Below are 22,483 nucleotides of genomic sequence, written 5' to 3' on the forward strand. Positions count from 1 at the left end.
TAGGCTCATTTCTAAAAAAATCAATGCCCTAGCCTCAAACCTCTTTCCATAAGCATTTGAGGTTCGATATTCTCAACTTTAGGTATCGCTTCTAACTCAGGAATCCGGGCGAGCGCATCTGCAATATTACCTGATTGGGCACGCAACCAAGCGGTGTGAGGTGCATAGTCAAGGCTTTCTACTATTTCGTAACCCGCTCGATTAATTACCTCGCGCTGCGACTTCACATCAACGCCTTTAGCAAAGCGGATAAAAACAAGCCCAGTTGGTACTGCTACCGAACCATTTGGTTGTAGTGTGTAAATTGGAGTTAGTGTTGCCTGTTCTGATTCATTGGGTTCGCCTGGAAAAATTGCGATTGCACCATCGTTAAGTTGTAAAATTGCTCCTGTTGCCACAGTCCTGGGTTGATTGTAATGTATTGCATAGTACCCAGACTTACGAGTGTAGAATACAGCAGTGCGTAGGCGTAGCCCGTCGTAGGCATCGCCGCCAACGCGAATTTGTTCAGGATATTCAGAAAAGTAGTCTTTTTGAAATTTCACTTCAGCAATCAGGGGTAAAGAGTACGCCTGTAGAAAATACTCTGCCGCTAAATAAAACATTTTTCTCAAGTTCTAATGATGTTATAGCGTTTTTCAGTGGTATGGAATACAAATCTTTCATTGCAATGCAAGCTATACGCCTTTATTGATATTGAAGATTAGTAAAACAGCCTGACCTTGAATGCCTCTTTTCTGGAAAGACGAATCGAAGCGTTATATGAACTTAGAGAGATTAAATTCTGTTTAAGCTGTATCTTTTTAATACCGTAATACACATATAGGACTAATATTTGATTTCTGAAAAAGCTCGGTACAGCTCGAAAAGCCTAATTCCCTACTCCCTACTCCCCACTCCCCACTCCCCGCCCACGTAGATAATTTCAAAATCAAATACGATTCCTATATAGCATATGAAATTAGAAGCATCCATAAACTAAAAGTAAATGCCAAGCGCACGCTGCAAGAACACAACGCATGATGCGGTTTTTCCCATCTCAATGCCCAATTTTTAAGATAGTAATATTCCAAATATCCCAGGAGATAAAATTATGGTTCAAGTTCGTTATGGTGGGCAGAACGGCCAACAATATGAACTTGCTATCAGTGACGAACACGTTGTAGTGCGTACCGAAAGCCGCAGCGCTCTTATTGGTGCAAGACCCTTTGAAGTCGCACCGGTATCACCCACAGCTCGCAACATCCTTAATGAATTCGAGTTAGCAACGCGGTTTCGGCAAGCGGGTGTAGAAATTTTGCGAGCGAAAGTTCCCACTGAAGGTGTGGCTTTGCGCGATCGCGCCCGTAAAATTCTCAATAGAGAGCCTGAAGTCCAATTTGCCGGACGTGTTCTTGTCGATCCAGTATCCCAACAACCTATAATTTACACCGAAAACCTCTTCCTTAAATTCCATAGCGAAGAAGAGTTAACGGTCTGCCAAGAGGTCTTAAGACGTTACAACTTAACAATCAAACGCCAACTGGAATATGCACCAAATGCTTACTTTGTCAGTGCATCTGCAAATACTGGTATAGCCATCTTCGACATCACCGAAAGACTTTTGAATGAAGAATCAGTTGATCTGTGCCATCCTGAACTAGTGCGTGAGTTACGCCAACGTCAGGTTTTCCCGCAGCAGTGGCACTTAAAGCAAACAACAATTAATGGTAAGGTAATTAATGCCCATGCCAGCGTTGAGGCAGCTTGGAAGTTGAGCGATGGCACTGGGACGATTATTGCAATTATTGACGACGGTGTGGATCTCGATCATGAAGAATTCCGTTCCTCTGGAAAAATTGTTGCCCCGCGTGATGTCACACGTAAAACTGACAATCCCAGACCGGGAAACGACAATAACCACGGGACAGGCTGTGCAGGAGTAGCTTGTGCAAACGGCAACTTTGGTGCATCTGGTGTGGCACCAGGTGCAAAGCTGATGCCGATTCGTTTAGCTTCGGCCCTAGGGTCGCAAGATGAAGCAGATGCTTTTGTTTGGGCGGCTCAAAATGGTGCTGATGTAATTTCTTGTAGCTGGGGGCCCTCAGACGGTGTTTGGTTTGAGCGAAACGATCCTGTACATAACCAGAAAGTACCTCTGCCTGATTCCACACGCCTTGCTATGGACTTTGCAATTAATAAGGGACGCAACGGCAAGGGCTGTGTAATTTTATTTGCGGCTGGCAATGGTAACGAAAGCGTCGATAATGATGGCTACGCCAGCTACCAAAAGGTGATTGCTGTGGCAGCTTGTAACGACTACGGCACGAGAAGCGCTTACAGTGACTTTGGTCAGGCGGTCTGGTGCGCCTTCCCCAGCAACAATGGTGAGAGTTCTCAAACTACTGGAATTTGGACAACCGATCGCTCTGGTGTACTTGGCTATAATTCGGGTAATCGGAATCTGGGTGACGCCCCAGGCAACTACACGAATCAATTCGGCGGAACTTCCAGTGCTTGTCCGGGTGCGGCAGGTGTAGTAGCCCTAATTATTGCCAGAAACCCAAATCTGCGTTGGGACGAAGTGCGAGATATTATTAAACGCTCTTGCGATCGCATTGATCAAGCTGGAGGTAAATATGATGCCAATGGTCGTAGCCCTTTCTACGGTTACGGTCGAATGAATGCTCTCAAAGCTGTAGAATTGGCCAAGCCACCTGAAACATCACCCATCAGCATATTCAAGGCAGTTCAAGATATCCCAATTAACGATTTGCAGATATCAACATTGTCGTTGGCGATCGCTAATACCACCCTCCTAAAATCCATCAAAGTTAATGTAGATATCGAGCATACTTATATTGGGGATCTTATAGTTACTCTCCTTCCTCCAGTGCAAATAGGCATACTTCCCATAAATCTGCACGATCGCCAGGGTGGAGCTACAGATAATATTAAAACAACTTATGACGAAGTAAACACCCCTAAACTTGCTGCCTTTAAAGGTAAAAGTCCCCAAGGAACCTGGACTCTGGAAGTTGCAGATAAAGCTGAAGGAGATACAGGAAAAATTCGCAGCTTGACCATTGAAATTGGATTTTGAGTAGGGATGCACAGCTGTGCATTGATGTCAACTTAAGGTAAAAGTTAGGTAAGAAAAAGCGTTGTAGAGTTGCCCTTATCCCCTAATATCATGTCCGCTTGATTACTTATTAAACCCGAAGAACCCCACCCCGCCAAAGCTGTGCTTTGTCTCCCTGCCCCTAATCCCCAGAGGGGGCCCCGAGTTCCCCGCAGGCTCTTAGGGGTTGGGGGTGGGGTGTAATGATCGTGGTTAGCATAACTATTTATGCGGACATGATATAACCCCTTCTCCCATGTTGGGAGAAGGGGTTAGGGTGCAATACGCTTGGGTTAGCGCCAAAAGCCTTAAAGTGTGTAGTGTGTAGGTTGGGTTACTTTTGCAAGAGGTCTAATCTGTCAACTTTGAGTCACAGCCTCTTTCGCCAAGAACTTCTCTAATTCTGTCAGCGCATCAGCATCAACCTTAGTTTGCATTGGGCAGAACTTAGGCCCACACATCGAACAAAACTCAGCAGTTTTATAGATATCTGCTGGCAGAGTTTCATCGTGATATTCCTTAGCTCTTTCTGGATCGAGTGATAATTCAAACTGACGGTTCCAATCGAAGTTGTAACGCGCCTTAGAAAGTTCATCATCTCTATCCCTTGCACCAGGGCGATGTCTAGCAATATCAGCCGCATGAGCCGCTATTTTATAGGCAATCAACCCATTCCGCACATCTTCGGCATTTGGTAGACCCAAATGTTCTTTGGGTGTTACATAGCACAGCATTGCAGTACCGTACCATCCAGCCATCGCTGCTCCAATGGCTGAAGTGATGTGGTCATAACCGGGAGCAATGTCTGTCACCAATGGCCCCAAAACATAGAAAGGTGCTTCAGAACACTCTTCCATCTGCTTACGGACGTTGAACTCAATTTGATCCATTGGGACGTGTCCAGGCCCTTCCACCATCACCTGTACATCATCTTCCCAGGCTTTGCGAGTTAGCTGTCCAAGGGTTTTCAATTCAGCTAATTGTGCTTCATCTGAGGCATCATGGGTGCAGCCAGGACGCAGGGAATCTCCTAAACTGAAGGAGACATCGTACTTTTTGAAAATCTCAATAATATCTTGGAAGTGGGTATAAAGCGGGTTTTGTTTGTGGTGATGTAGCATCCACCGTGCCAAAATACCACCGCCACGAGAGACAATACCAGTGATGCGGTTTCTCACCAAGGGCAAATGCTCAATCAAAATCCCTGCGTGGATAGTTTGATAGTCTACCCCCTGCTGGGCGTGCTTTTCGATGATATGGAGAAAATCATCAGCAGTCAGGTTTTCGATTGTGCCGTGGACACTTTCTAAAGCTTGGTATACTGGCACTGTACCAATGGGAACAGGTGAAGCCTTGATGATGGCGGTACGAATTTCATCCAAATTACCGCCGCCTGTGGACAAATCCATTACGGTATCAGCACCGTACTTCACGGACAGATTCAGCTTATCAACTTCTTCCTGAAGATTAGAAGAGTTGGGGGAAGCGCCGATATTAGCATTTACCTTACATTTAGAGGCGATGCCAATAGCCATCGGCTCTAGGTTAGTGTGATTTATATTAGCTGGGATAATCATTCGTCCCCGCGCCACTTCCTCACGAATGAGATCAGCAGGGAGATTTTCGCGTTGGGCGACGTAGTGCATTTCTTCGGTGATAACACCTTGGCGGGCGTAGTGCATTTGAGATACATTACTCTGCCCACGTCGTTTAGCAACCCATTCTGTCCGCATATTGTAATTCCTCAATAAACAGCTTCCCTCCGCTGGTATTACCCAGACTCAGGTGTTAAGGGTGTGATCTCAGCCTGGTTATGTAGGCACCCCTAGCATTGATGTAGTGTACCACCTTGGTTATATCTGGGAGCAAGGGTGTTAACAATTTATCAGAACGCCGTAATACCCCATCCCTCTACAGGGTGGGGATGTAAGGCGGCGATTGACGATTACATCTGTAATCAATTTTGGTCTTTACATCAGACTAAAAGACGAATCACCTTTACTGATAAAAAAGGTATTGGTGAACTCAAGTTGTTAGGGAAGTGGGATATTCATACATATCCGCTTAAATCCATTAAGCGAGTCAGGATCGTTAAACGTGCAGATGGTTTTTACGTTCAATTCTGCTTGGATATAGAAGTCAGTTTAGAGGCAAGAATAGGTGATGGCGAGATTGGACTAGATGTGGGGTTAGAGCATTTTTACTCTGATTCCAACGGACACCATGAACCTAATCCCAGGTTCTTGAGGAAAACTGAAAAAAGTATTAAACACGCTCAACGCCTGATTTACAGAAAGGAGAAAGGTAAAAACCAACGACGGATAGCAAGAGCAAGATATAGCCGTAAACATTTAAAAGTAAGTAGGCAACGTAATGAGCATTCCAAGAGACTGGGACGCTACGTATGCAAGGCTAACGCCTTAGTAGCCTATGAAAATTTAAACGTGAAAGGGCTGGTAAAAAATCACTGTCTTGCAAAGTCAATTAACGATGTTGGTTGGACTCTGTTTCGTCAATGGTTAGAATATTTCGCCATTAAATTTGGAACTGTTGTAGTTGCTGTTCCTCCCCAATACACAAGCCAAAAATGCAGTAGTTGTGGTGTAACTGTCAAAAAATCTTTGTCAGTTCGCACCCATGTTTGTAAATGCGGTTGTGTTTTGCAGAGGGATCATAATGCTAGTATCAACATTCTGAATATTGGCAAACAAGCTACCGGAGGGCATCCGGAAAGTAACGCTACAGGACTAGCGACCTCTACTCTATTTGGGGAAACTCTGATAGAGCAAGTAGCTAGGATGAATGTAGAATCCCCATCTTCAAGGTACTCCTAAGATGGGGAGTGTCAAGCTGTTTTTTCGGAGTCTGGCGATGTCTACGACGGGCTGCGCCTACGCTGTTTCTGTTGAATAATATCTAATACTGCCTTGTGGATTTCTTCTGGAGTCATTGATGCGGGATAAGTCGCAGAGGGAGGTTTTGCCGTCAAACGATCCGCAAATGCGTAAAAAGCCTCTTGATCATCTCGATGTTCCAAGACATAGGTGCGTAATTCTGCTTCACTCATAGCATCAAAGTTTGGTTTTGTCATAGGTATCGCCAATTTCCATCACGACTAATTAAAATTTCTATTTCGTTGCCAGATAAGATGAATATGTTTCCTGTCCGCTCATCTAGACGAACTATGTAGATGGGTAAGTAAGCTGTAGTCAATGATTGACATAAGTAGACACATTTTAGACCTTGTGCTGCTGTTGGAAGGATAACCGCTCCTTTGATATAAAAGCTTATTGATATTTTATAGTAATTTAATCGAGGCAAAGCTATACCATAGTCTGTTAATTTTGCGTAGTTTACAGCCGGAGGCATCGCTGACATTGATGGCGATTGGCGTGCAAACATCTTGTGGTTTAGCAAGCTGTAACTTGAACATTAGAAGAAAAAGATTGTTCGCAATACTTTCTAATTAGGGCTTGGGCATTTTCTCGTCGGTTTCCTGTAAATAAATTACATACTACTTCTTCAGATTGAGAGTAAAGATGTAATAATCCAAAGTCTTTCACCCGTGAATAAAGTAAGGGAACTTCTGCAAGAGCGAGTAAAGTTGCCTTCTTGCGATCGCGCTCTTTTGCTTCATCTGAGTCATGATATGAAGACTGAAAATCTACAACCAAACAAGGTTTATAATCATGGTTTGTTATTAAAGCATCCACATTAGAGCTAAAGAAAAATTTTTTTAGTTCCCAATCAATGCTGTTATCTAGTTCGCAAAATTGGGATAAGCTAACCTGTGTATGAATTTTATAACTATCATCTACACAAGTTTGCAAAAACTCTAGCATCCTTTCTTCGTATGCATTAACTAGCCTTTTGACCTTGAGAGACATTATTGTTGCTCCATGAGTATTTTTGCAAAATAACTAAGAAATTCTTCTAAAACTTCTTTTGAATTTATAGCTACCTGATATGCATAATTAAAAAGCTTGTCTTTACCTATGTCGCCTTTACCAATTTTTAAGCAACAGTCACTATTATCCAAAGAGTTTGAAAGTGGATGTTTACTTATATATTTTTTTTGTATTATATCAATGAGTTGCATATCATTAATATTCTGAATTTTAGAATCCGAATAAGCATTTTCTGCTTCCCTATAAGCTATGCCATCAAAATTTAATTCAAAATCTCCTGCAATTTGGCTTTTAAAAGTTTCTCTATATTCTTTAGTTAAATCAAAAAAAACGTTTTTTTGACTAGGTATTATCCAATAAAATTTAGATATTTCCTGAAACATTGTTACTACATTTTTCAATTCAGGCATTTTTGTCAAAAAATTGATTGAAAAGTTTAGCTTTAACAAATATGGCTCTAATATCTCCTGAGGAATAGAAATGGATAAACCTTCTTTTCTCTGAGCCAAAATAAGCTGATAACGTTTAGCTCCTTTTCTAGGATTTTTCAGTTTATATCCTATGTATTGAGATGTTCGCTTCTCCTCAAACTTGTCATAAAAATCAAGTTTATCCAGCAGATTGGTAGCCAAAGACATTAAATCTTCTCCGCCTTCAATCACCTGAATATTTGTTGAAACCAAACGGGGAACGCCGTTTTCTACCTCAAAACGCTGGATAACATCGTATATAATTTTTGACATGAGTTAATTACCAAAAACCTTGGCTAAGGTTCATGGAAATAGTTTAACGCTAATTCTGAAATAATCCAATAGTCTTAGATAATATTTTTGGATTTTCTTGGAAGTGCTAATTATCTCCATAGCTTGATGGCTATGGGAAAGGCGATCGCACCCTCACGCCCTTCAACCAAAAGTTTTTAACCACCAGGTATTATGGGGCGATCGCCTTGAATTTGTACTTGGCTCATCCATTGCTGAGTTGCGCGAATTGTACCTGAGTAAAAGAAACCTCTAAGAAGGTTTTACTACGCAAAACCCTACGGTGTATAAACAAGTCCAATTGACACTCCCTGACCTTTAGGTACAGGGATTCTTCTATCTATGAAACAGCTTGCTCTGACAGGATTGCTCCAATTAGAGTAGAGGTCGATTCTCCAGAAGCGTTGCTTGCGTCTAGCACAAAGTGGAAAATCCAATAAGAGTTCACGCTCAACTGGTTGAGGAAAAAGCATTTGGAGACTCTCGACTGATAAAAAGGGGGCAGCATTGTAGGGATCTTTGGGAAAACATCAATCAGTCAGCATTCGTCAAATCAGTAGAAACAGAGCAGAACAAGTCTACGGTGTGGCGATCGCCTACTTTCCTCTAAGAAAATTTGCCCCTGAGCGATCACTATATTATGGCTGATGTAATTATCATTGCCTTGAGGCGATCGCCATTCTCATGCATTAGAACTGGCAGACGCAGCTCGATTATTGCTTCGCTTTTTGTAATTAGCTAATCTCCTTTCTCAATAATTCTGGAATCTGAGAAGGACGTTCAGCGACTGGAACTTCCGCTTCTTTTAAAGCAGCTAATTTACTTTGGGCTGTGCCAAAATTAGGATCGCGTCCGATAACTGTTGCTAAAGTCCCAGTTTGACGCCAAGTTTTTCCTGGTGGTGCAAGTCTACCTGCAATGTAGGCAATTACTGGTTTATCAATTGCCTCAGTAATGTACCGGGCTGCTGCTTCTTCACTACCACCGCCAGGTTGACCAACTAAAACGATCGCCTCTGTAGTTTCATCCTCATCGAGAATTTGCAGCCATTGGAGAAAGGAGGAACCGACGATCGCATCACTACCAATACTGACACTAATCGACTGCCCCAAACCTGCTTTCGTTAATTCGTAGGCGATTTCGTAGGTAAGGGTGCTGCTACGACTAACGATCCCCACTCTCCCAGGAGTATAAAACTCGCTAGGTTGAGTACCTAAGAGAATTTTTCCCGGCACAATGATCCCCGGACTATTTGGCCCGATTACCAAAGTTTCACAGGCTTCGGCTTTGCGGAGTAATTGCACCATATCCAAAGGTGGCACGCCAGCAGTGATAATAATTATCTGGCGAATATGAGATGCGATCGCTTCTAATGCCGCGTCTAGCACGTCGTAAGGATCTACACAGATAATTGTTGTGTCAATTACCCCAAATTGTTCTATTACCTCCTCTACTAAGTCAAATACTGGCAGTCCATGCAGTTCCTGTCCGCCACATCCAGGATTGACACCGGCTACCAAGTTCGTACCATAAGCTTTCATTTGATCAACATGAGTGCCTGATATAAATTCACAAAAGCCTTGAATTAACACTTTGCTATCTGGCGTTAGGTTCATAAAAAATTACCGTAAGTTTGGCAACCCAGTGCCTTAGACCACTGGGCATAAAAACGACATATTTACAGTGTCGTATTGATTTAATTTTTACCGAAATTCCAAAAACTAGCCTTGAGGCTGAGTGTTCCAAAACTCGGAAAACCCACCTCTAGGTAGAAATATTAAGTTGGAATGCACTATTAGTTAGTTTCCAAAAGTTAGTGCTTACTTGTTTTGGGTGTTTAATTCAAAAATTTACGCTTTGCAGTAAAAATTAATAATTTTTGAATTTGAACAAAGTAACACTCACTACCTCTTATTAGCCGTTGGTTTAGCCAGACGAACTGCTGCCGCTACTGCCTCATCTAAATTTTCTACCACGAGGAGCGCATTGCTGTGGGTTTTTAGTGTTGCTAAATACTTTCTAGCAGCATCAAATTCAGAACCAGCAAGACGGACAACCAAGGGTGAAAAATTCTGCTCTCGCCGACTTTTACTACCATTAGAATGGACAACCTGTGATTTAAGTTCGCTGTTCTCTTGCTGCACAACTCTGGCTATAACTTCAACTACTTCTTCAGTTTGAGGAATGCTACCCAGAAAGTTAATTAATATTACTTGAATGCTGTTATCAGCCTCCAGGATTTTTAAACCTGTCTCTAGGCGATCGCAGAAAGTAGTTGGTTTAGTATCTGTGAGGTAAGCATGACGTAGATTCAAACAAACACCTGGATTGCCACCAGCATTAGCGACTAAATCCAAAGTTGCCATTACTGAACCAGTGCCATTACCTAAAATACCGATTTTACCGTGCATTTTCACGCCATCCCAGTCACCCAATATACCATTTATTTCAGTACTCGGATGACGGCTGATGATTTTTGCCGCCATTTCAGCGAGGTCGGGATGACGCTTGATCGACCGTTCGTTGACCCTGACTTTACCATTAAGAGCCATAACTTGACCAGTAGCACTGACTGCCAACGGATTGATTTCAACTAAATCCAGGTCTTTTTGCACAAATAACTGGTACATCTTCTGGACAACGCTGCTTACCGACTGCATCAGCGTCCCCTGCAAACCCATTTTCAAAGCCAGTCGGCGGGCATAAAATGGCGAGAATTCCTGTTCCACGACAACATGGTGCATTCTTTCCCCAGCAGATTCCCAATCAATGTCTGCTTCCTTGCAACCTAAAAGTACTGGTCGGCAAACAGCAGTATCTAAAACCACCGCGAGATAAAATTCCTGGTTGGCGTCGTATTGAGATTCTGCCAGCACAACTTCTGGCAACTCGCCCCATATTGGTAAATTAAAGATATTTTGAGCAGCTGCGATCGCATCAATTGTAGTCTCCGCAAACCTGACTCCACCTGCTTTTGCCCGTTCCGCTCCATGTACTTGAGATTTCAGTACAATTGGAAAGCGAATTTTTAAACGTTTCAAATCTGTAGGATGGTCAATTCGTTGGGAAGGCAATACAGGAATGCCTATCTTGCCAAACCATTCTTTAACTTGATACTCTAATAAATCCATTGATACACCTTGTATTCACACTTTCCCAGCCTTTGCTTAGTGCTGTCTTAATATTTTGCAGCACTTTTATTTTAGAATTAAGCTTTTGGCAGCTATAAAAATTTATTTTTCACAGATCAATTTTATCGAATTCACCAAATGAGGCACATTAATTTTGATAGCCAACCTGTTGGTGCTAGAGTCACAACATGTAATTTATTTCTTCAGTAAGTTTCCTAGCATAGAAGATAACTACCATTTCTGTCAAAACCCTCTGACTTAGCATCGTTTCCTTAACCAATGGATAAATTTGTCACAACTGTGCAACTAGAATTTTGCAGAGCATTAGCTCCTGTGTATTTTATTGTCCCGAAATAATGCAGTTAAAATCCTCAAAAATTCTATTATTCCCATTTTTTATTTGTAATTTACATCTAAAGACAGATAATTTAATTTTGCATCTGGCACTATGAAAATGTAACGACGCGAACAATAATTGCTTTTTTTATTTTTGGTGAAAAGTCCGAATCTGTGTTAGAACGTTGGTCGTTCAGATTTTCAGGCTGTGGTTGGTTAAACTGTGCATTTGCATTCAACAAACCTAAAAAGTTCTTTTCATTCTCCTAAACATAATCAAAACAATATAGAAATTAAGCGGGAAAGCTCTATGAAAGTAGCAGTCCAGCAGGAAGATTTACAGCTTTTAGCCAAAACTTTGCAGGAAGAATTACTTGTAGAAGTCTCAACGGCTAAAGTCTTCGAGGTTAAGTGTGCCGTCAATAAAGACGAGCTAATGATTTTAACGCAACACGAATCAGATGTAATAGTTGATGCTCAGATAATCTTTGCAGTAATTGAGGAAGTACTTCTGTCTCTAGCACCCCATAGAGAGCAGCGAGTGCAATGCTTCCTTAGAGTTTTTGGTGAACAACTCCCTTATGCGAAATGTTTCTTGGCTCTGAAGCAGACGGGGGAATGGGGAGCAGGGGGAGCAGGAGGGCAATACTTTTCTACCATTTCTTCATCAGCTCTGACCTATTCTCCATCAATCGATGAGGCTGAGGAGGAACTGTTTGACCCGTTTGCAGATGCGCCGAATTTGCCGACTTCAAAGCCAGCATCTCAAATTAAACTCATCTTACTGGGTGTAGCTTTGGTGGGAATTGTAGTCTTAGGCGGTGGTGCTTACTTATTGACTCGCCCTTGTGTGATGTCTGAGTGTAAAGAAATACAAAATGCCGAGCAATTAAAAACAAAATCCCCGCAACTGATGCGCCGCGCCAAGTCTGAAAAAGAATTAGTAGCTGTACAACAACAATTTGCGGCAGCCAGTACAGCTTTGAACACAATTCCTAGTTGGTCGCCTCGTCACCAGGTGTCAGAAGAACTAAAAGCAAGTTTGTCTGGACGGTCAGAAAAAATCGGCCAGGTGGTCAAGGCTTTGCAGACGGCATCTTTGGCGACACAAAAAGTTCAAACTCCTGCATATAGCCTAGAGGAATTACAAGCTAGGCAACACTTATGGCGACAGGCTATAGCGCCACTAGAAACTATAACTTCCAGTAGTGAACTCTATGGGCTGGTGCAAGGAAAATTACTTAATTATCGTGTCCGTTTGCAAGCTGTCAATCAGCAGATAGTTACGGAAGAAAAATGGCTTAAAAAACTAACGGCAGCAAAAGCTGTGGCTAATGCAGCCGAGAAGCGGGAAGCTACTGCTAAATCTTTGAATGACTGGCAAAAGGTGCAGTCTACTTGGCTGGTGGCCATTAATGCCTTGAATAGCATTCCCCTAACTAACCCTGGATACCAAGAAGCCGAAAAGCTGTTGGTAGATTATAAACCTAAGTTAGTAGCGGCACGCGATCGCGCTACTAAAGAACGATTAGCTGTTAAAGCCTACCAACAAGCCGTTAGCACTGCCAAGCAAGCTAAAGTATATGAGCAACAAAATCAATGGCTTGCAGCAGCGACATACTGGGATCAGGCTTTGCAAACTGCTAAACGGATTTCCCAAGATAGTTTGTACTACACTCAGGCTCAGTCTCTCATAGAACCCTATTCAGCAGCTCTCAAACAAGCACAAGAAAAACTACAAGTGGTTAGTAGTTTGCAACAAAGCCGCACCGACCTGAATAAAACCTGTATTAATGGAATTCGGATTTGCACATTTAGCATAGACAATGCAGGAATTATTGTCCGGCTAACCCCTGAGTATGACCAAATAAGGCAAAATAACTTGGCTAATCCTTATTCTGAGAACTCGGAGACTGCTGTTGACGTTACCAATCACTTGCAAATCTTACGGGAAGCCCTAGCTGTAATTAGTGACAATGCCAGCCTGTCCCTTTTCCTCTATGATTCCCAAGGTCAGGTAATTTATACGCGGACTTTAGGCGGATAGAAAAGTTAGGAGTTAGGAGTTATTTGCAGTTATTGTTTGTTCAGGTGCATCATAGTGAACCTGGAGCATTTGAATATGATTATCTGTCAGATTATTTACTGCCTGAAAACCAGCTACATATTGCTGGACTTCTGGAGGATTTGATGAAGCTAGGGTTGGCATACTTAAGCCATAATACCTCACTACAAAGATAACTTGATTACATAGATTATTGATCGTCTCTACCTGGCCGCCTGAGTGCTTCCATTGAAACTACACTTGCTACAAAACTATTATATTGAGTTGTTATATCATAGGGTTTTAAGGGTTATAAAGGGGAAAATCAAACAAAGAATCACTCTAATTTCATCGGGAGATGACACTATGTTATTCTTTTTGTATTTTTAATTCACATTGTTGAAAAATATAATTAACCGCCGCAAATAATTTATCTAAATCTTGAATTACATACAAATTTCTATTCCGAGTAAACACATCAGCAATCAATTTTCCAAATTGCCATATTTTACCGTTAGAAACAATCCCAAAAATATCGCTAGCAAAATCATCATTAATTCGCTGTACTGCGAGCATTTCAGCTAAACACTGACCCCAGCCTTCTTCAAATTTGTCTTGTTTAGCTTCAACCGTCAAAAAATAAGGTTTATCAAAAACAATCGTACCCAGAGGATTTCGCTGTGTTACCGTATAATCTGGAACGCCTGATAAATCTTCATCGTAAGCTAATGTTTCATGACTCCAAAGTGTTAATTTACTTCGGTAATTTTTCCATACTTCTTTCAATACTGGATAAATGAGATTTTCACAAATAGCATCTTCAGAATTATCAATAACTCCATCTGTAAATAGCAAATCTAATTCTTCTTTGAAAGATTGTTTAACTGGAAAATCTACTTCCAGTAGAAAATTAGACTGTACATATTTGATTTGAAATTTTTTAATTACTGCGCTAATACTTTTGTAATTACTAAATGCCATTTTAATTTACCTTTTATTAAAAACTCTGTCATTATCTAAACACAGGTATAGCGGTTCTCAGTTGAGTTAATACAAGAACCCCACCCCCAACCCCCTCCCCGCAAGCGAGGAGGGGGCTATGATGTACCTCATTTGATGATGAAATACTTTTGGATTGTAGATTAACTCTTCACCTCACCAACTGCGCGGCGGAATTAAAAAATTGACGACACAACCCCTTCGTGACTAAAACTGTTGTCAACAAGTTAGCAAAAGCCACCATGAATATAATCAAAATTTCGTAGGATACAGCATCCAGAGGTTTGACACCAGCTAGTAACTGTCCGGTGGTAATTCCTGGTATTGCCACCATACCGATGAGGAGCATTTGATTGAGAGTCGGAATCAATCCGGCTCTGATGGCATCTTTGCGATACTGGCTAACTGCTTGCTGGGGCGTTGCGCCTAAGCTCAAATGGGTTTCTATTTCGAGATGGCTGGAATTAATGGTGCTGACAAGACGTTCGCCTGCGATCGCAGCTGCATTGGTAGCATTACCTAAGACTATCCCTGCCAGAGGAATTACATACTGTGGTTCATACCATCTGTCTGGTTGAACAATCAAGAAGTTGGTGTAAAGCACTGTCAGGGCGGTACTAATTAAAATTGCACCCCACACCAAAGGCAATACATAAGGAATTTTTGGAGTAACGCGATTTCGTGCGACAATCGCCGTAATTGTCAGCATTATTGTTAATATCGCCAAAACTGCCCAAGCATTGTCCAAAGCCAAGATGAAATCTAAAATGTATCCCAATACAAGTAGTTGTAAGATGGTTCTCCCAGTAGCAAGGGCTAAGTTTAACTCTAGTCCTAATTTTTCCCAGGCAGATAAACCAATGGCGATCGCCATGAATCCCACAGCAATAGCTAAATCTACGAAATCCAGCTTGATCAGATCCTGCATGGGTTCTCTATCTCCTAGTATTTTCTTCTCAAAGCAGCCCACACACCTGGAACTTTGAGCCGATGTGTCGGATCTTGGTTGATATATCACCTTCATCAATTCAAAATTCAAAAATGGTACAACCTTAAACATGGCAAACACCTAGTATGCCTACTATCTGTAAATTAAATGTGCGGTAGTTTATAGCGCCACAATTTAAGTAAAAACCCTAATAGATGCGTATCTTGGGCAATAGTCTTTTAGTAGCTCCTTTTTGATTAATAATTCAATTAGCAAAAATTGACTCTCGAAGTGCATCCTTTGTATCTCCCAATAAAATAAGAACTCATGATCCAAAGTGTAAATCCTATCCCTGCCTTTGATATCAAGCAGCAATACACCACCATCGAAGCAGAAGTAAGTGCAGCTGTCTTAGAGGTTCTGGCTTCTGGTCGCTATATCGGTGGCCCCTTAGTCGAAGGCTTTGAGCAACAGTTTGCTGCTTATAATACTGTTACTGAATGTGTGGCTTGTAATTCTGGTACTGATGCGCTCTACTTAGCGTTAAGAGTGTTGGAAATTGGTGCAGGCGATGAAGTGATTACAACGCCTTTCACCTTTATTGCTACATCTGAAGTAATTAGCGCCGTGGGTGCAAAGCCTGTTTTCATTGATATTGACGCTACTACGTTTAATTTGGATGTGGAGCAAGTAGCGGCGGCGATTACACCCAAAACCAAAGCGATTATCCCGGTTCACCTATTTGGACAACCTGTGGATATGACATCATTGATGGCGATCGCTCAGTCTCACAATTTGTCAATAATTGAAGATTGCGCTCAGTCTACAGGCGCAATCTGGGCTAATGAAAAAGTAGGAAGCATTGGACATATTGGTTGCTTTAGTTTCTACCCTACCAAAAATCTTGGTGGTTGCGGCGATGGCGGGGCAATAACGACTAATGACCCTGCGATCGCCACTAAACTGCGAATATTACGAGATCATGGCAGTAGAATTAGATATTTACATGAAGAAATCGGTGTAAATAGCCGTTTGGATGCTCTCCAAGCAGCTATTTTGCAGATTAAGCTACGTTATTTAGATATTTGGAATGATCGCCGACGAGATATCGCCAACTATTACTATCAGTTCCTTAGTCAAGTTCCGGGAATCGTCCCACCGCAAGAATTACCTGAGGGTGTTGGGGTATGGAATCAATACACTATTCGCATATCAGGCGAAGGGCGAAATGGTTCTAGCGCCAAATATCGAGATTGGGTGCGTAGTCAATTGCAAGAACAGGGCGTAAGTTCAATGATTTACTATCCCCACCCTTTACATTTACAACCAGTTTATCAAAGTCTGGGCTATCAAATTGGGGACTTGCCAATAGCAGAGCAAGCTTGTCATGAGGTTATATCCTTGCCTATGTACCCAGAACTGACACAACAACAGCAAGATCAGGTGATTTATGCGTTGAAGGATTGTTTGGGGTGAGGGGAGTAGGTAGAGACGCGATTAATCGCGTCTGTACTGAATAGGGAATAGGGAATTTTAATATTCACCACTCCCCACTCCCCACTCCCCATTAAAAACTAAGCGATCGCTCGGTTGTTAGCAGTTGCTAAGGCTTCTACTAAGCCACGCACAGCAGCAATCATTGCCACTTCGCTATTGAGTTGGTTGATGGCGGAACCAACACCAACACCAGCAGCACCAGCCGCGATCGCTAATGGTGCGGTAACGTTAGAAATGCCTGAAGCACACAATACTGGTACTGACACCACACGGGAAATCTCAAAAGCTGCTGCCAAGGTGGGAGCAGCTTTTTCAATTAATCCTAGAGTTCCAGGGTGAACTGGGTTACTGCTAGTACCGCCTTCGGTTTGGATAATATCTGCTCCAGCTTTCACCAGTTCTTCTGCTAACTGCACCTGTTGATCTAGTTCCAGAATGTGGGGAACGGTGACAGATAGGGTGATTTCCGGGAGGAGAGCGCGGGTTTGCTTAGTCAGCGCTAGTACTTCGGGAGCCTCAAAGCGGCGTCCTTGGGCATAGAAGGAATCGAAATTCCCGATTTCAATTAAATCAGCACCAGCTGCCACAGCTTGCACAAATTTCTCTGGTTCTACTGCCGATACACAAATCGGTAAATTTGTCAAACTTTTAGCTAGCTGAACTAAAGCAGCATCGGCGGCGATATCGACAAAAGTAGCACCGCCAAATTCAGCAGCTTTAACAGTAGCAGCGACGCTAGCGGCGTCGAAGTTATTCAAGCCGCTAATCACTTTCAGGACGCGGCGGTTAGTAAATGCACGTTGGAGTGGAGAATGCATCGTCATAGTTTGGCTTTTGAAGCTACGAAAATTAGGTATATTCTACCTTCCCTCAGTTGATCAGGGACTAAATCACTATCGCAGTTGCCAAATTTTGATAGTTTTATCCTTTTTTCTCGGATTAGCGATCGCTATATTGTAAAATTTTGCTCTTGGAGTTTACTCTTACAATTCAGCTAGGTATTAAATACAGTAAAACTTTAGCATATTTCTATGTAAAAATAATTAAGTTATTCTTTTCAGGAGGAAGATATGACTGAAGAAATAATGGCAAACTTTGACGATAAAGAAATACTTGAACTCTGGGATAATAGAGCTAGAGACTGGGATATTCAAGTTGGCAACGATGGCGACAGCAATCGAATTCTAAACTCAGATCCAGTACTATGGAGTTTCGCTGGTAATGTTGCAGGATTGTCTGTTCTCGATGCTGGTTGTGGCACAGGATATTTAGCACGCCAGCTTTGCCTTAAAGGGGCCAGTGTAACTGGTATAGATTTTTCACCTAAGATGATAGAAATTGCCCAATTCAGAGCTAGCCAAAATAATCTAGATATAGATTTTCATTTGGATTCATGCACTGAACTCAAGTCGCTTGCAGATGAGCAATTTGATATGATCATCTCGAATTATGTTCTCATGGATTTGCTTGATCTCGAAGGAGCAATCAGGGCATTCAATCGTGTTCTCAAGCCTAGTGGTATTGCAATCCTTGTGTTCTCACATCCTTGCTTTCCCCAAGGCAACTCGACGAGTGTAAGTGAGGATGGGACAGTTTTTTATAGTTGGCCTTCTTCTTATTTTGAAAGGACACAACGCAACGACCAACCTTGGAACCATTTTACAACACCATTTATCTGGTTTCACCGTCCTCTTTCCGATTACTGGAAAGCTTTCAAGGTAGCAGGTTTTTCTGTGGACGAATTTGAAGAACCAAGAATTACCCCAGAGCGATATCATCTTGCAGAAAACGACCAGAAACTCTTTAATTCCAAAACACGTCCCTATTCGGTAGTTTTTAAACTCCAGAAAGTAATTCGTAATTCGTAATTAAGTTTTATAACGGCGATTTAGATCCCTATTTTTAAATATGGGGTTCCCTTTCTCCTTCTTTTTCATCACTATCCTAGTCAAATTCTGGAGGCCACAAATCTGCAATTGGTACTTCCCATCCTGGGAGCAGTTCGGGAACTGTTAAAATATCGCCATCACGAAGTATTATTGCTTCTTGTCCAAAGTTGTAAAGTTCAACAATCCGCTCATCTGGATTGAGCAAAATTCCTACCTTAGTTCCCAAACTCAGAAACTCTTGAATTTTGGCTCTCAAATCTTCTAAATTATCGCTAGGGGACTTCACCTCTACAGTCAAATCGGGAGCCAATTGAGCAAAAGACTTCGGACTGCGACGCAAGCGTTCGGCTATAACAAATGAGGCGTCCGGTGCACGCAAATCGGAATTAGGCAACCTGAAACCGGCGCTAGAAGCTGCTGTTCGTCCCAGTTTGCGCGGTCTAACCCAGTTAGATAACTGGGCAATCATCGCGGCTGCGACCTCATCTGATTCGTATCCTGATGGACTCATAACAATAATATTACCCTTGACTAGTTCCATGCGAAAGTCGGGATGCTGTTGCTGCATTTGTTCCAAGTCTTCAAGAGTTAGGGACATAACACCTCTCTAGGAGCGATCGCTTTATTTTGCCTAGAATTACTATACCGTAATACTTATAGACCTCTCCAGGAGCGATCGCCCTATGAATTCCCCAGTCATCGCCAAACCTGTCACTCCAAAGACTTCCTATGTTTTGCTGTATATGGTTAAAACAATTCGTAATTCGTAATTCGTAATTCGTAATTCGTAATTAAGTTCTGTAACGGGTATTTAGGCTAAAGATGAAAAAATATAAATAGGAATAAGCATTCAAATCGAATATTATTGCTTATTTTCCAAAAAACTCCATTGCTGTTTGAACTTTATCAACTTGCTTGGGTGCTTGCATTTCATTAAAAAGTGCGATTGCTTGCACAAAACTTTCCCGACTTTGAGCAATTTTACCCATTTTTTTATGAGTCAATGCCAACTGATAATAAGCTTCAGCTAAGTCTGATTTAGCACCAATTTTATCAAGAATTTCTATTGCTTCTGAATGATGAAAAATTGCTCTGGCAAATTCTCTCTGTTCTCGAAAAAGTTCAGCCAGACAACTTATAGCTTTAGCCTTAATTTGGGTAAAGTTGTTTTGTTCAGAATGAAATATAGCTTGTTGGCACAACTCAAAGGATTTTTTTAGATTACCTAAATTTTTATAAGTTATGCAGAGAGTTACTAAACTATGCCCTATTCCCCATAAAGTTACTCTAGTTGATGATGACATGGCAGAAAAGGCAACTTCAGCAAGACCAAAAGCATCTTCTCTGCTACCAGAGCGTGATTTTATCAAAGCTAGACAGCATTGAGCATAAGTCATATAATCATCAAGGTTGCTATTTTGTTCAGCAAGGCTACAAACAGAATTGAAACAATCTTCGGCTGCTTCTATTTCCCATAATTCAAGTTTACAAAGCCCAGTATTGAACAAAATAGATATTTTTGTTTGCTTGACATCTAATTTGCCTAATACTTCTTCTGATTTCTCATAGCATTCTATAGCTTCTCTAATGCAACCGATAATTCGATATGTATAGCCAAGTATATTGTAAAGTCTAATTAGCCTTTCTTGCGATTTTATATCGTCTATTATCCGTTTAATTACAGAGAAGTTTTTCTGGAGCAGTCCCAGTTGGTAGAACGAGCAACCCAAAGGCAAACCTATACTCCACTGTTTACCTCGCCCTTGTAAAATTACATCACCAGCTTGCTCAAAATCACTAATTTCTACATAGTGATAATAAGCTTCTAAAGCGGTTAATGCATCTGTGATATCTTTGATAGCTGTAACTCGTTGCGTCCAACATTCTGCGGCTTTTCGGTTTACTAATTCCCATTCTTCACTGACTAACCTTAATCTACTAATCGCTTCATCACGAATTACCGGATGCAGCCAGTATTGTCCTTTTTTTGCTTCTATTAAAGACAAATCTTGCAGAGCTTTAATTATACCTCTACGTTTTTGTTCTGGTACATCCCAAAGCAAACATAAAACTCCCTCAATAGGTAATGAAGGAATATCTTGATAACGATAGCATCCTAAACGACACAGGAGACGATAGGCTTCTAAGTCATTTTTTTGGAGACGGTTAAATTGACTGGCGACTAAATCTTTTAACTCTCTTTCTATTAATAAATCTGTACAGTTTTCCTGCCAATAGGCATGTATATCACCAGAAAAATCTGTCAATATTGCTCCTCGGAGAATTTGCATGGCTTTGGCGTTACCTCCATAAGCTCTGCACATTTCACTGAGAATAGTACAATCACAATTAATGTGGCAACTGTTGAAAAACTCTCGCCATGCTTCATCATCTAAACCTTCGAGCGGATAGAGATAAACCTCTACACTAGACTCCCGCAAACGCTCACGACTTGTTACTAAAGTAACTGAATGCACATCCGAATCTGCTAATACTCTTAATAGCTCAACATAAGGGCGACGATATTCTAGGAACTTACCATTTTTATCGAGAGCAGTTTCTAGATTATCGATAAATACCCCAATTTTAGATGTTTGTTCTCGGAGTTTGCGCCTTAGTCGTTCTAAGCTGATACCAAAGTCTCCTCCCGGTTCTTCGTTAAAGTATCGCCGTAGCCATTCTTCAACCACACTCTCTACAGGAGTAAGGTTTTGGATTTCTGTGGCCATCCACAGTTCTAGGACAAAATTAAATTTTTGACTTTTAAAATATTTGCGTGCTAATCTAGTTTTGCCAACACCACCTTCACCCTGGATGAGGATGACTTTTTCTCCCCGACTGACTAAGGTGTGGAGTTCGGCTATTTGGCGATCGCGCCCCACGAAGTTAGAATCTAAATCTTGGGGTTTAGCGTCATTCCCCACTAGATTTGGAATATCGGGGATTTTTTGCGACTGTTGAGTTGTTCTAAACCTCTGAACCACTCCTTGGAAGGTTGATTTTGAGACTTTCTCTCCTAGCACTTTTGATAGTAGATGCCAAAGTTCTGCACCAACTGCTTTTAAATGCGCTTCTGTATAACGAAGGTTGTTGGCGATATGCTGGTAAGTCCGCTTTTCATCCTCCCACAAATGACTCAAGATAATCCTTTGAGTTTTATCTAAATGTTCTCCCGTCTTGAGAAAAACCAAGTTATCTACAAACTCTAAGGCTTCTTCTACACCCATTTGCTAACTTGATGTATCATTTGTAATTCATTATAACGATATTTTTACTACTTCTTCCTACCCGCCATACTACAAAATACTTTTTCCTACTCGGTAGGGGATTCACTTTATCCGACTGCAAAGCATTCTGGACTGTATTACTCTTGTAATTAATACAGGCGAAGTTAAGTTAAGCGCCAATAAAAGGTGGTTGAGGAGAGATTTAGAGAGCGTTACTACTGCAAGCTTAGTAAATCACAGATATTACTTGTTACTGTCCGATATTAATGACTCATGAAAGTGGTGTCTACTAAACAGGCAGTGGGTATTAACTAACTAGATTCTGTAGAGCATATTTACAACTCAGTATGTAATTCATTATCCTACAGGAGGTTCAATGATGTTAGACAGAGATTGTCATCATGATTGCAATCAAAATCAGTGCCCCTTTGCCCAAGATACACGTAATCCCAATAGATATGTTTGTCTCAAATGTGGTGTTGAGCGAGAAATAAATAAGTATTCCTCTGGTTTCGGCTCATTTTTGCTGCTGTTGTTGGGCTTGTTTATTTCGTTTCAACTATTAGCTAATTATGAAAAGCAAAACAATCCACAAAGACAACAACAGTCTTTGAATAATTCATCCAATCAGATGAATATCGACGTGTAAAACTAATCTTCAGG

The 22,483-nt window shown here is 41.5% G+C and carries 21 protein-coding genes and 1 riboswitch; of the genes, 7 read left to right on the forward strand and 14 right to left on the reverse strand.

The genetic code is table 11. The annotated features are described in order from the left end of the window. Positions 1 to 20 precede the first annotated feature (20 nt). Entirely contained in the window at positions 21 to 605 is a 585-nt protein-coding gene (locus tag LC653_RS11440; protein ID WP_229494588.1) for a hypothetical protein, read from the reverse strand. Between the two features lie 488 nt (positions 606 to 1,093). Between LC653_RS11440 and LC653_RS11445 the strand changes: the two genes are divergently transcribed. Further along, positions 1,094 to 3,082, forward strand: a complete 1,989-nt coding sequence (locus tag LC653_RS11445) for a S8 family serine peptidase (RefSeq protein WP_229494589.1) — start codon at positions 1,094 to 1,096, stop codon at positions 3,080 to 3,082. 377 nt (positions 3,083 to 3,459) lie between these two features. On the opposite strand, the gene thiC is transcribed toward LC653_RS11445, so the two are convergent. Further along, on the reverse strand, positions 3,460 to 4,833 hold the full coding sequence (gene thiC, locus LC653_RS11450; protein WP_229494590.1) for a phosphomethylpyrimidine synthase: 1,374 nt from the start codon (positions 4,831 to 4,833) through the stop codon (positions 3,460 to 3,462). 7 nt (positions 4,834 to 4,840) lie between these two features. Further along, positions 4,841 to 4,937, reverse strand: a riboswitch (TPP riboswitch). Between the two features lie 34 nt (positions 4,938 to 4,971). Between thiC and LC653_RS11455 the strand changes: the two genes are divergently transcribed. Next, on the forward strand, positions 4,972 to 5,934 hold the full coding sequence (locus tag LC653_RS11455) for an RNA-guided endonuclease InsQ/TnpB family protein (protein ID WP_229494591.1): 963 nt from the start codon (positions 4,972 to 4,974) through the stop codon (positions 5,932 to 5,934). 41 nt (positions 5,935 to 5,975) lie between these two features. On the opposite strand, the gene LC653_RS11460 is transcribed toward LC653_RS11455, so the two are convergent. The 4 genes from LC653_RS11460 to LC653_RS11475 are packed head-to-tail and all read right to left on the reverse strand — an operon-like array spanning position 5,976 to position 7,751. Next, positions 5,976 to 6,191: a DUF6887 family protein gene (locus LC653_RS11460; protein ID WP_229494592.1), complete on the reverse strand. Its 216-nt coding sequence runs from the start codon at positions 6,189 to 6,191 to the stop codon at positions 5,976 to 5,978. Further along, on the reverse strand, positions 6,188 to 6,502 hold the full coding sequence (locus tag LC653_RS11465) for a DUF6888 family protein (RefSeq protein ID WP_229494593.1): 315 nt from the start codon (positions 6,500 to 6,502) through the stop codon (positions 6,188 to 6,190). The genes LC653_RS11460 and LC653_RS11465 overlap by 4 nt, the downstream gene beginning before the upstream one ends. 8 nt (positions 6,503 to 6,510) lie before the next feature. Continuing rightward, positions 6,511 to 6,987, reverse strand: a complete 477-nt coding sequence (locus LC653_RS11470) for a DUF2726 domain-containing protein (RefSeq protein ID WP_229494594.1) — start codon at positions 6,985 to 6,987, stop codon at positions 6,511 to 6,513. Further along, positions 6,987 to 7,751, reverse strand: a complete 765-nt coding sequence (locus LC653_RS11475) for a hypothetical protein (RefSeq protein WP_229494595.1) — start codon at positions 7,749 to 7,751, stop codon at positions 6,987 to 6,989. Before LC653_RS11475 ends, LC653_RS11470 begins: the two co-directional genes overlap by 1 nt. A 537-nt stretch (positions 7,752 to 8,288) precedes the next feature. Between LC653_RS11475 and LC653_RS46185 the strand changes: the two genes are divergently transcribed. Continuing rightward, the gene (locus LC653_RS46185) at positions 8,289 to 8,417 is read left to right on the forward strand and encodes a hypothetical protein (RefSeq protein ID WP_267923017.1); all 129 of its coding nucleotides are present in this window, start codon (positions 8,289 to 8,291) and stop codon (positions 8,415 to 8,417) included. A gap of 86 nt (positions 8,418 to 8,503) precedes the next feature. On the opposite strand, the gene LC653_RS11480 is transcribed toward LC653_RS46185, so the two are convergent. Further along, positions 8,504 to 9,385 (reverse strand): succinate--CoA ligase subunit alpha, encoded by an 882-nt coding sequence (locus LC653_RS11480; protein WP_229494596.1) that lies wholly within the window; start codon positions 9,383 to 9,385, stop codon positions 8,504 to 8,506. A 288-nt stretch (positions 9,386 to 9,673) separates the two neighbouring features. Further along, positions 9,674 to 10,900: a succinate--CoA ligase subunit beta gene (locus tag LC653_RS11485; protein WP_229494597.1), complete on the reverse strand. Its 1,227-nt coding sequence runs from the start codon at positions 10,898 to 10,900 to the stop codon at positions 9,674 to 9,676. Between the two features lie 646 nt (positions 10,901 to 11,546). On the opposite strand from LC653_RS11485, the gene LC653_RS11490 reads away from it, so the two are divergent. After that, positions 11,547 to 13,283: a hypothetical protein gene (locus tag LC653_RS11490; RefSeq protein ID WP_229494598.1), complete on the forward strand. Its 1,737-nt coding sequence runs from the start codon at positions 11,547 to 11,549 to the stop codon at positions 13,281 to 13,283. 12 nt (positions 13,284 to 13,295) lie between these two features. Here LC653_RS11490 and LC653_RS11495 read toward each other — a convergent pair whose 3' ends face one another. From LC653_RS11495 to LC653_RS11505, 3 genes are all read right to left on the reverse strand, one after another. Continuing rightward, positions 13,296 to 13,445: a hypothetical protein gene (locus LC653_RS11495; RefSeq protein WP_229494599.1), complete on the reverse strand. Its 150-nt coding sequence runs from the start codon at positions 13,443 to 13,445 to the stop codon at positions 13,296 to 13,298. A 204-nt stretch (positions 13,446 to 13,649) separates the two neighbouring features. Then, complete coding sequence (locus LC653_RS11500; RefSeq protein ID WP_229494600.1) at positions 13,650 to 14,261, reverse strand: hypothetical protein; 612 nt, start codon at positions 14,259 to 14,261, stop codon at positions 13,650 to 13,652. Between the two features lie 169 nt (positions 14,262 to 14,430). Then, a complete protein-coding gene (locus LC653_RS11505) occupies positions 14,431 to 15,207 on the reverse strand; it encodes an ABC transporter permease (RefSeq protein ID WP_229494638.1) in 777 nt (258 codons plus the stop codon). A 327-nt stretch (positions 15,208 to 15,534) separates the two neighbouring features. Between LC653_RS11505 and LC653_RS11510 the strand changes: the two genes are divergently transcribed. Beyond that, positions 15,535 to 16,683 carry a DegT/DnrJ/EryC1/StrS family aminotransferase gene (locus LC653_RS11510; RefSeq protein WP_229494601.1) on the forward strand — a complete coding sequence of 383 codons (1,149 nt, stop codon included), beginning with the start codon at positions 15,535 to 15,537 and terminating at the stop codon, positions 16,681 to 16,683. 98 nt (positions 16,684 to 16,781) lie between these two features. Here LC653_RS11510 and LC653_RS11515 read toward each other — a convergent pair whose 3' ends face one another. Further along, positions 16,782 to 17,528: a DUF561 domain-containing protein gene (locus LC653_RS11515; RefSeq protein ID WP_229494602.1), complete on the reverse strand. Its 747-nt coding sequence runs from the start codon at positions 17,526 to 17,528 to the stop codon at positions 16,782 to 16,784. 246 nt (positions 17,529 to 17,774) lie between these two features. Here LC653_RS11515 and LC653_RS11520 point away from each other — a divergent pair, with 246 nt between their 5' ends. After that, the gene (locus tag LC653_RS11520; RefSeq protein ID WP_229494603.1) at positions 17,775 to 18,572 is read left to right on the forward strand and encodes a class I SAM-dependent methyltransferase; all 798 of its coding nucleotides are present in this window, start codon (positions 17,775 to 17,777) and stop codon (positions 18,570 to 18,572) included. A 76-nt stretch (positions 18,573 to 18,648) separates the two neighbouring features. Here the strand turns inward: LC653_RS11520 and LC653_RS11525 are convergent, their stop codons facing one another. Then, entirely contained in the window at positions 18,649 to 19,191 is a 543-nt protein-coding gene (locus LC653_RS11525) for a Uma2 family endonuclease (protein ID WP_229494604.1), read from the reverse strand. Positions 19,192 to 19,462: 271 nt separating this feature from the next. Further along, a complete protein-coding gene (locus LC653_RS11530; protein WP_229494605.1) occupies positions 19,463 to 21,820 on the reverse strand; it encodes a tetratricopeptide repeat protein in 2,358 nt (785 codons plus the stop codon). A gap of 376 nt (positions 21,821 to 22,196) precedes the next feature. Between LC653_RS11530 and LC653_RS11535 the strand changes: the two genes are divergently transcribed. Further along, the gene (locus LC653_RS11535; protein WP_229494606.1) at positions 22,197 to 22,469 is read left to right on the forward strand and encodes a hypothetical protein; all 273 of its coding nucleotides are present in this window, start codon (positions 22,197 to 22,199) and stop codon (positions 22,467 to 22,469) included. The last annotated feature ends 14 nt before the right edge of the window (positions 22,470 to 22,483 follow it).

It is taken from the genome of Nostoc mirabile CHAB5784 (assembly GCF_020829645.1).
Taxonomy (GTDB): domain Bacteria; phylum Cyanobacteriota; class Cyanobacteriia; order Cyanobacteriales; family Nostocaceae; genus Nostoc; species Nostoc mirabile.

Coding starts and splice junctions, on each gene's coding strand:
- LC653_RS11440 (WP_229494588.1), bottom strand. CDS start 605: ATGTTTTATTTAGCGGCAGAGTATTTTCTACAGGCGTACTCTTTACCC.
- LC653_RS11445 (WP_229494589.1), top strand. CDS start 1,094: ATGGTTCAAGTTCGTTATGGTGGGCAGAACGGCCAACAATATGAACTT.
- thiC (WP_229494590.1), bottom strand. CDS start 4,833: ATGCGGACAGAATGGGTTGCTAAACGACGTGGGCAGAGTAATGTATCT.
- LC653_RS11460 (WP_229494592.1), bottom strand. CDS start 6,191: ATGACAAAACCAAACTTTGATGCTATGAGTGAAGCAGAATTACGCACC.
- LC653_RS11465 (WP_229494593.1), bottom strand. CDS start 6,502: ATGTTTGCACGCCAATCGCCATCAATGTCAGCGATGCCTCCGGCTGTA.
- LC653_RS11470 (WP_229494594.1), bottom strand. CDS start 6,987: ATGTCTCTCAAGGTCAAAAGGCTAGTTAATGCATACGAAGAAAGGATG.
- LC653_RS11475 (WP_229494595.1), bottom strand. CDS start 7,751: ATGTCAAAAATTATATACGATGTTATCCAGCGTTTTGAGGTAGAAAAC.
- LC653_RS11480 (WP_229494596.1), bottom strand. CDS start 9,385: ATGAACCTAACGCCAGATAGCAAAGTGTTAATTCAAGGCTTTTGTGAA.
- LC653_RS11485 (WP_229494597.1), bottom strand. CDS start 10,900: ATGGATTTATTAGAGTATCAAGTTAAAGAATGGTTTGGCAAGATAGGC.
- LC653_RS11490 (WP_229494598.1), top strand. CDS start 11,547: ATGAAAGTAGCAGTCCAGCAGGAAGATTTACAGCTTTTAGCCAAAACT.
- LC653_RS11495 (WP_229494599.1), bottom strand. CDS start 13,445: ATGCCAACCCTAGCTTCATCAAATCCTCCAGAAGTCCAGCAATATGTA.
- LC653_RS11500 (WP_229494600.1), bottom strand. CDS start 14,261: ATGGCATTTAGTAATTACAAAAGTATTAGCGCAGTAATTAAAAAATTT.
- LC653_RS11505 (WP_229494638.1), bottom strand. CDS start 15,207: ATGCAGGATCTGATCAAGCTGGATTTCGTAGATTTAGCTATTGCTGTG.
- LC653_RS11510 (WP_229494601.1), top strand. CDS start 15,535: ATGATCCAAAGTGTAAATCCTATCCCTGCCTTTGATATCAAGCAGCAA.
- LC653_RS11515 (WP_229494602.1), bottom strand. CDS start 17,528: ATGACGATGCATTCTCCACTCCAACGTGCATTTACTAACCGCCGCGTC.
- LC653_RS11520 (WP_229494603.1), top strand. CDS start 17,775: ATGACTGAAGAAATAATGGCAAACTTTGACGATAAAGAAATACTTGAA.
- LC653_RS11525 (WP_229494604.1), bottom strand. CDS start 19,191: ATGTCCCTAACTCTTGAAGACTTGGAACAAATGCAGCAACAGCATCCC.
- LC653_RS11530 (WP_229494605.1), bottom strand. CDS start 21,820: ATGGGTGTAGAAGAAGCCTTAGAGTTTGTAGATAACTTGGTTTTTCTC.
- LC653_RS11535 (WP_229494606.1), top strand. CDS start 22,197: ATGATGTTAGACAGAGATTGTCATCATGATTGCAATCAAAATCAGTGC.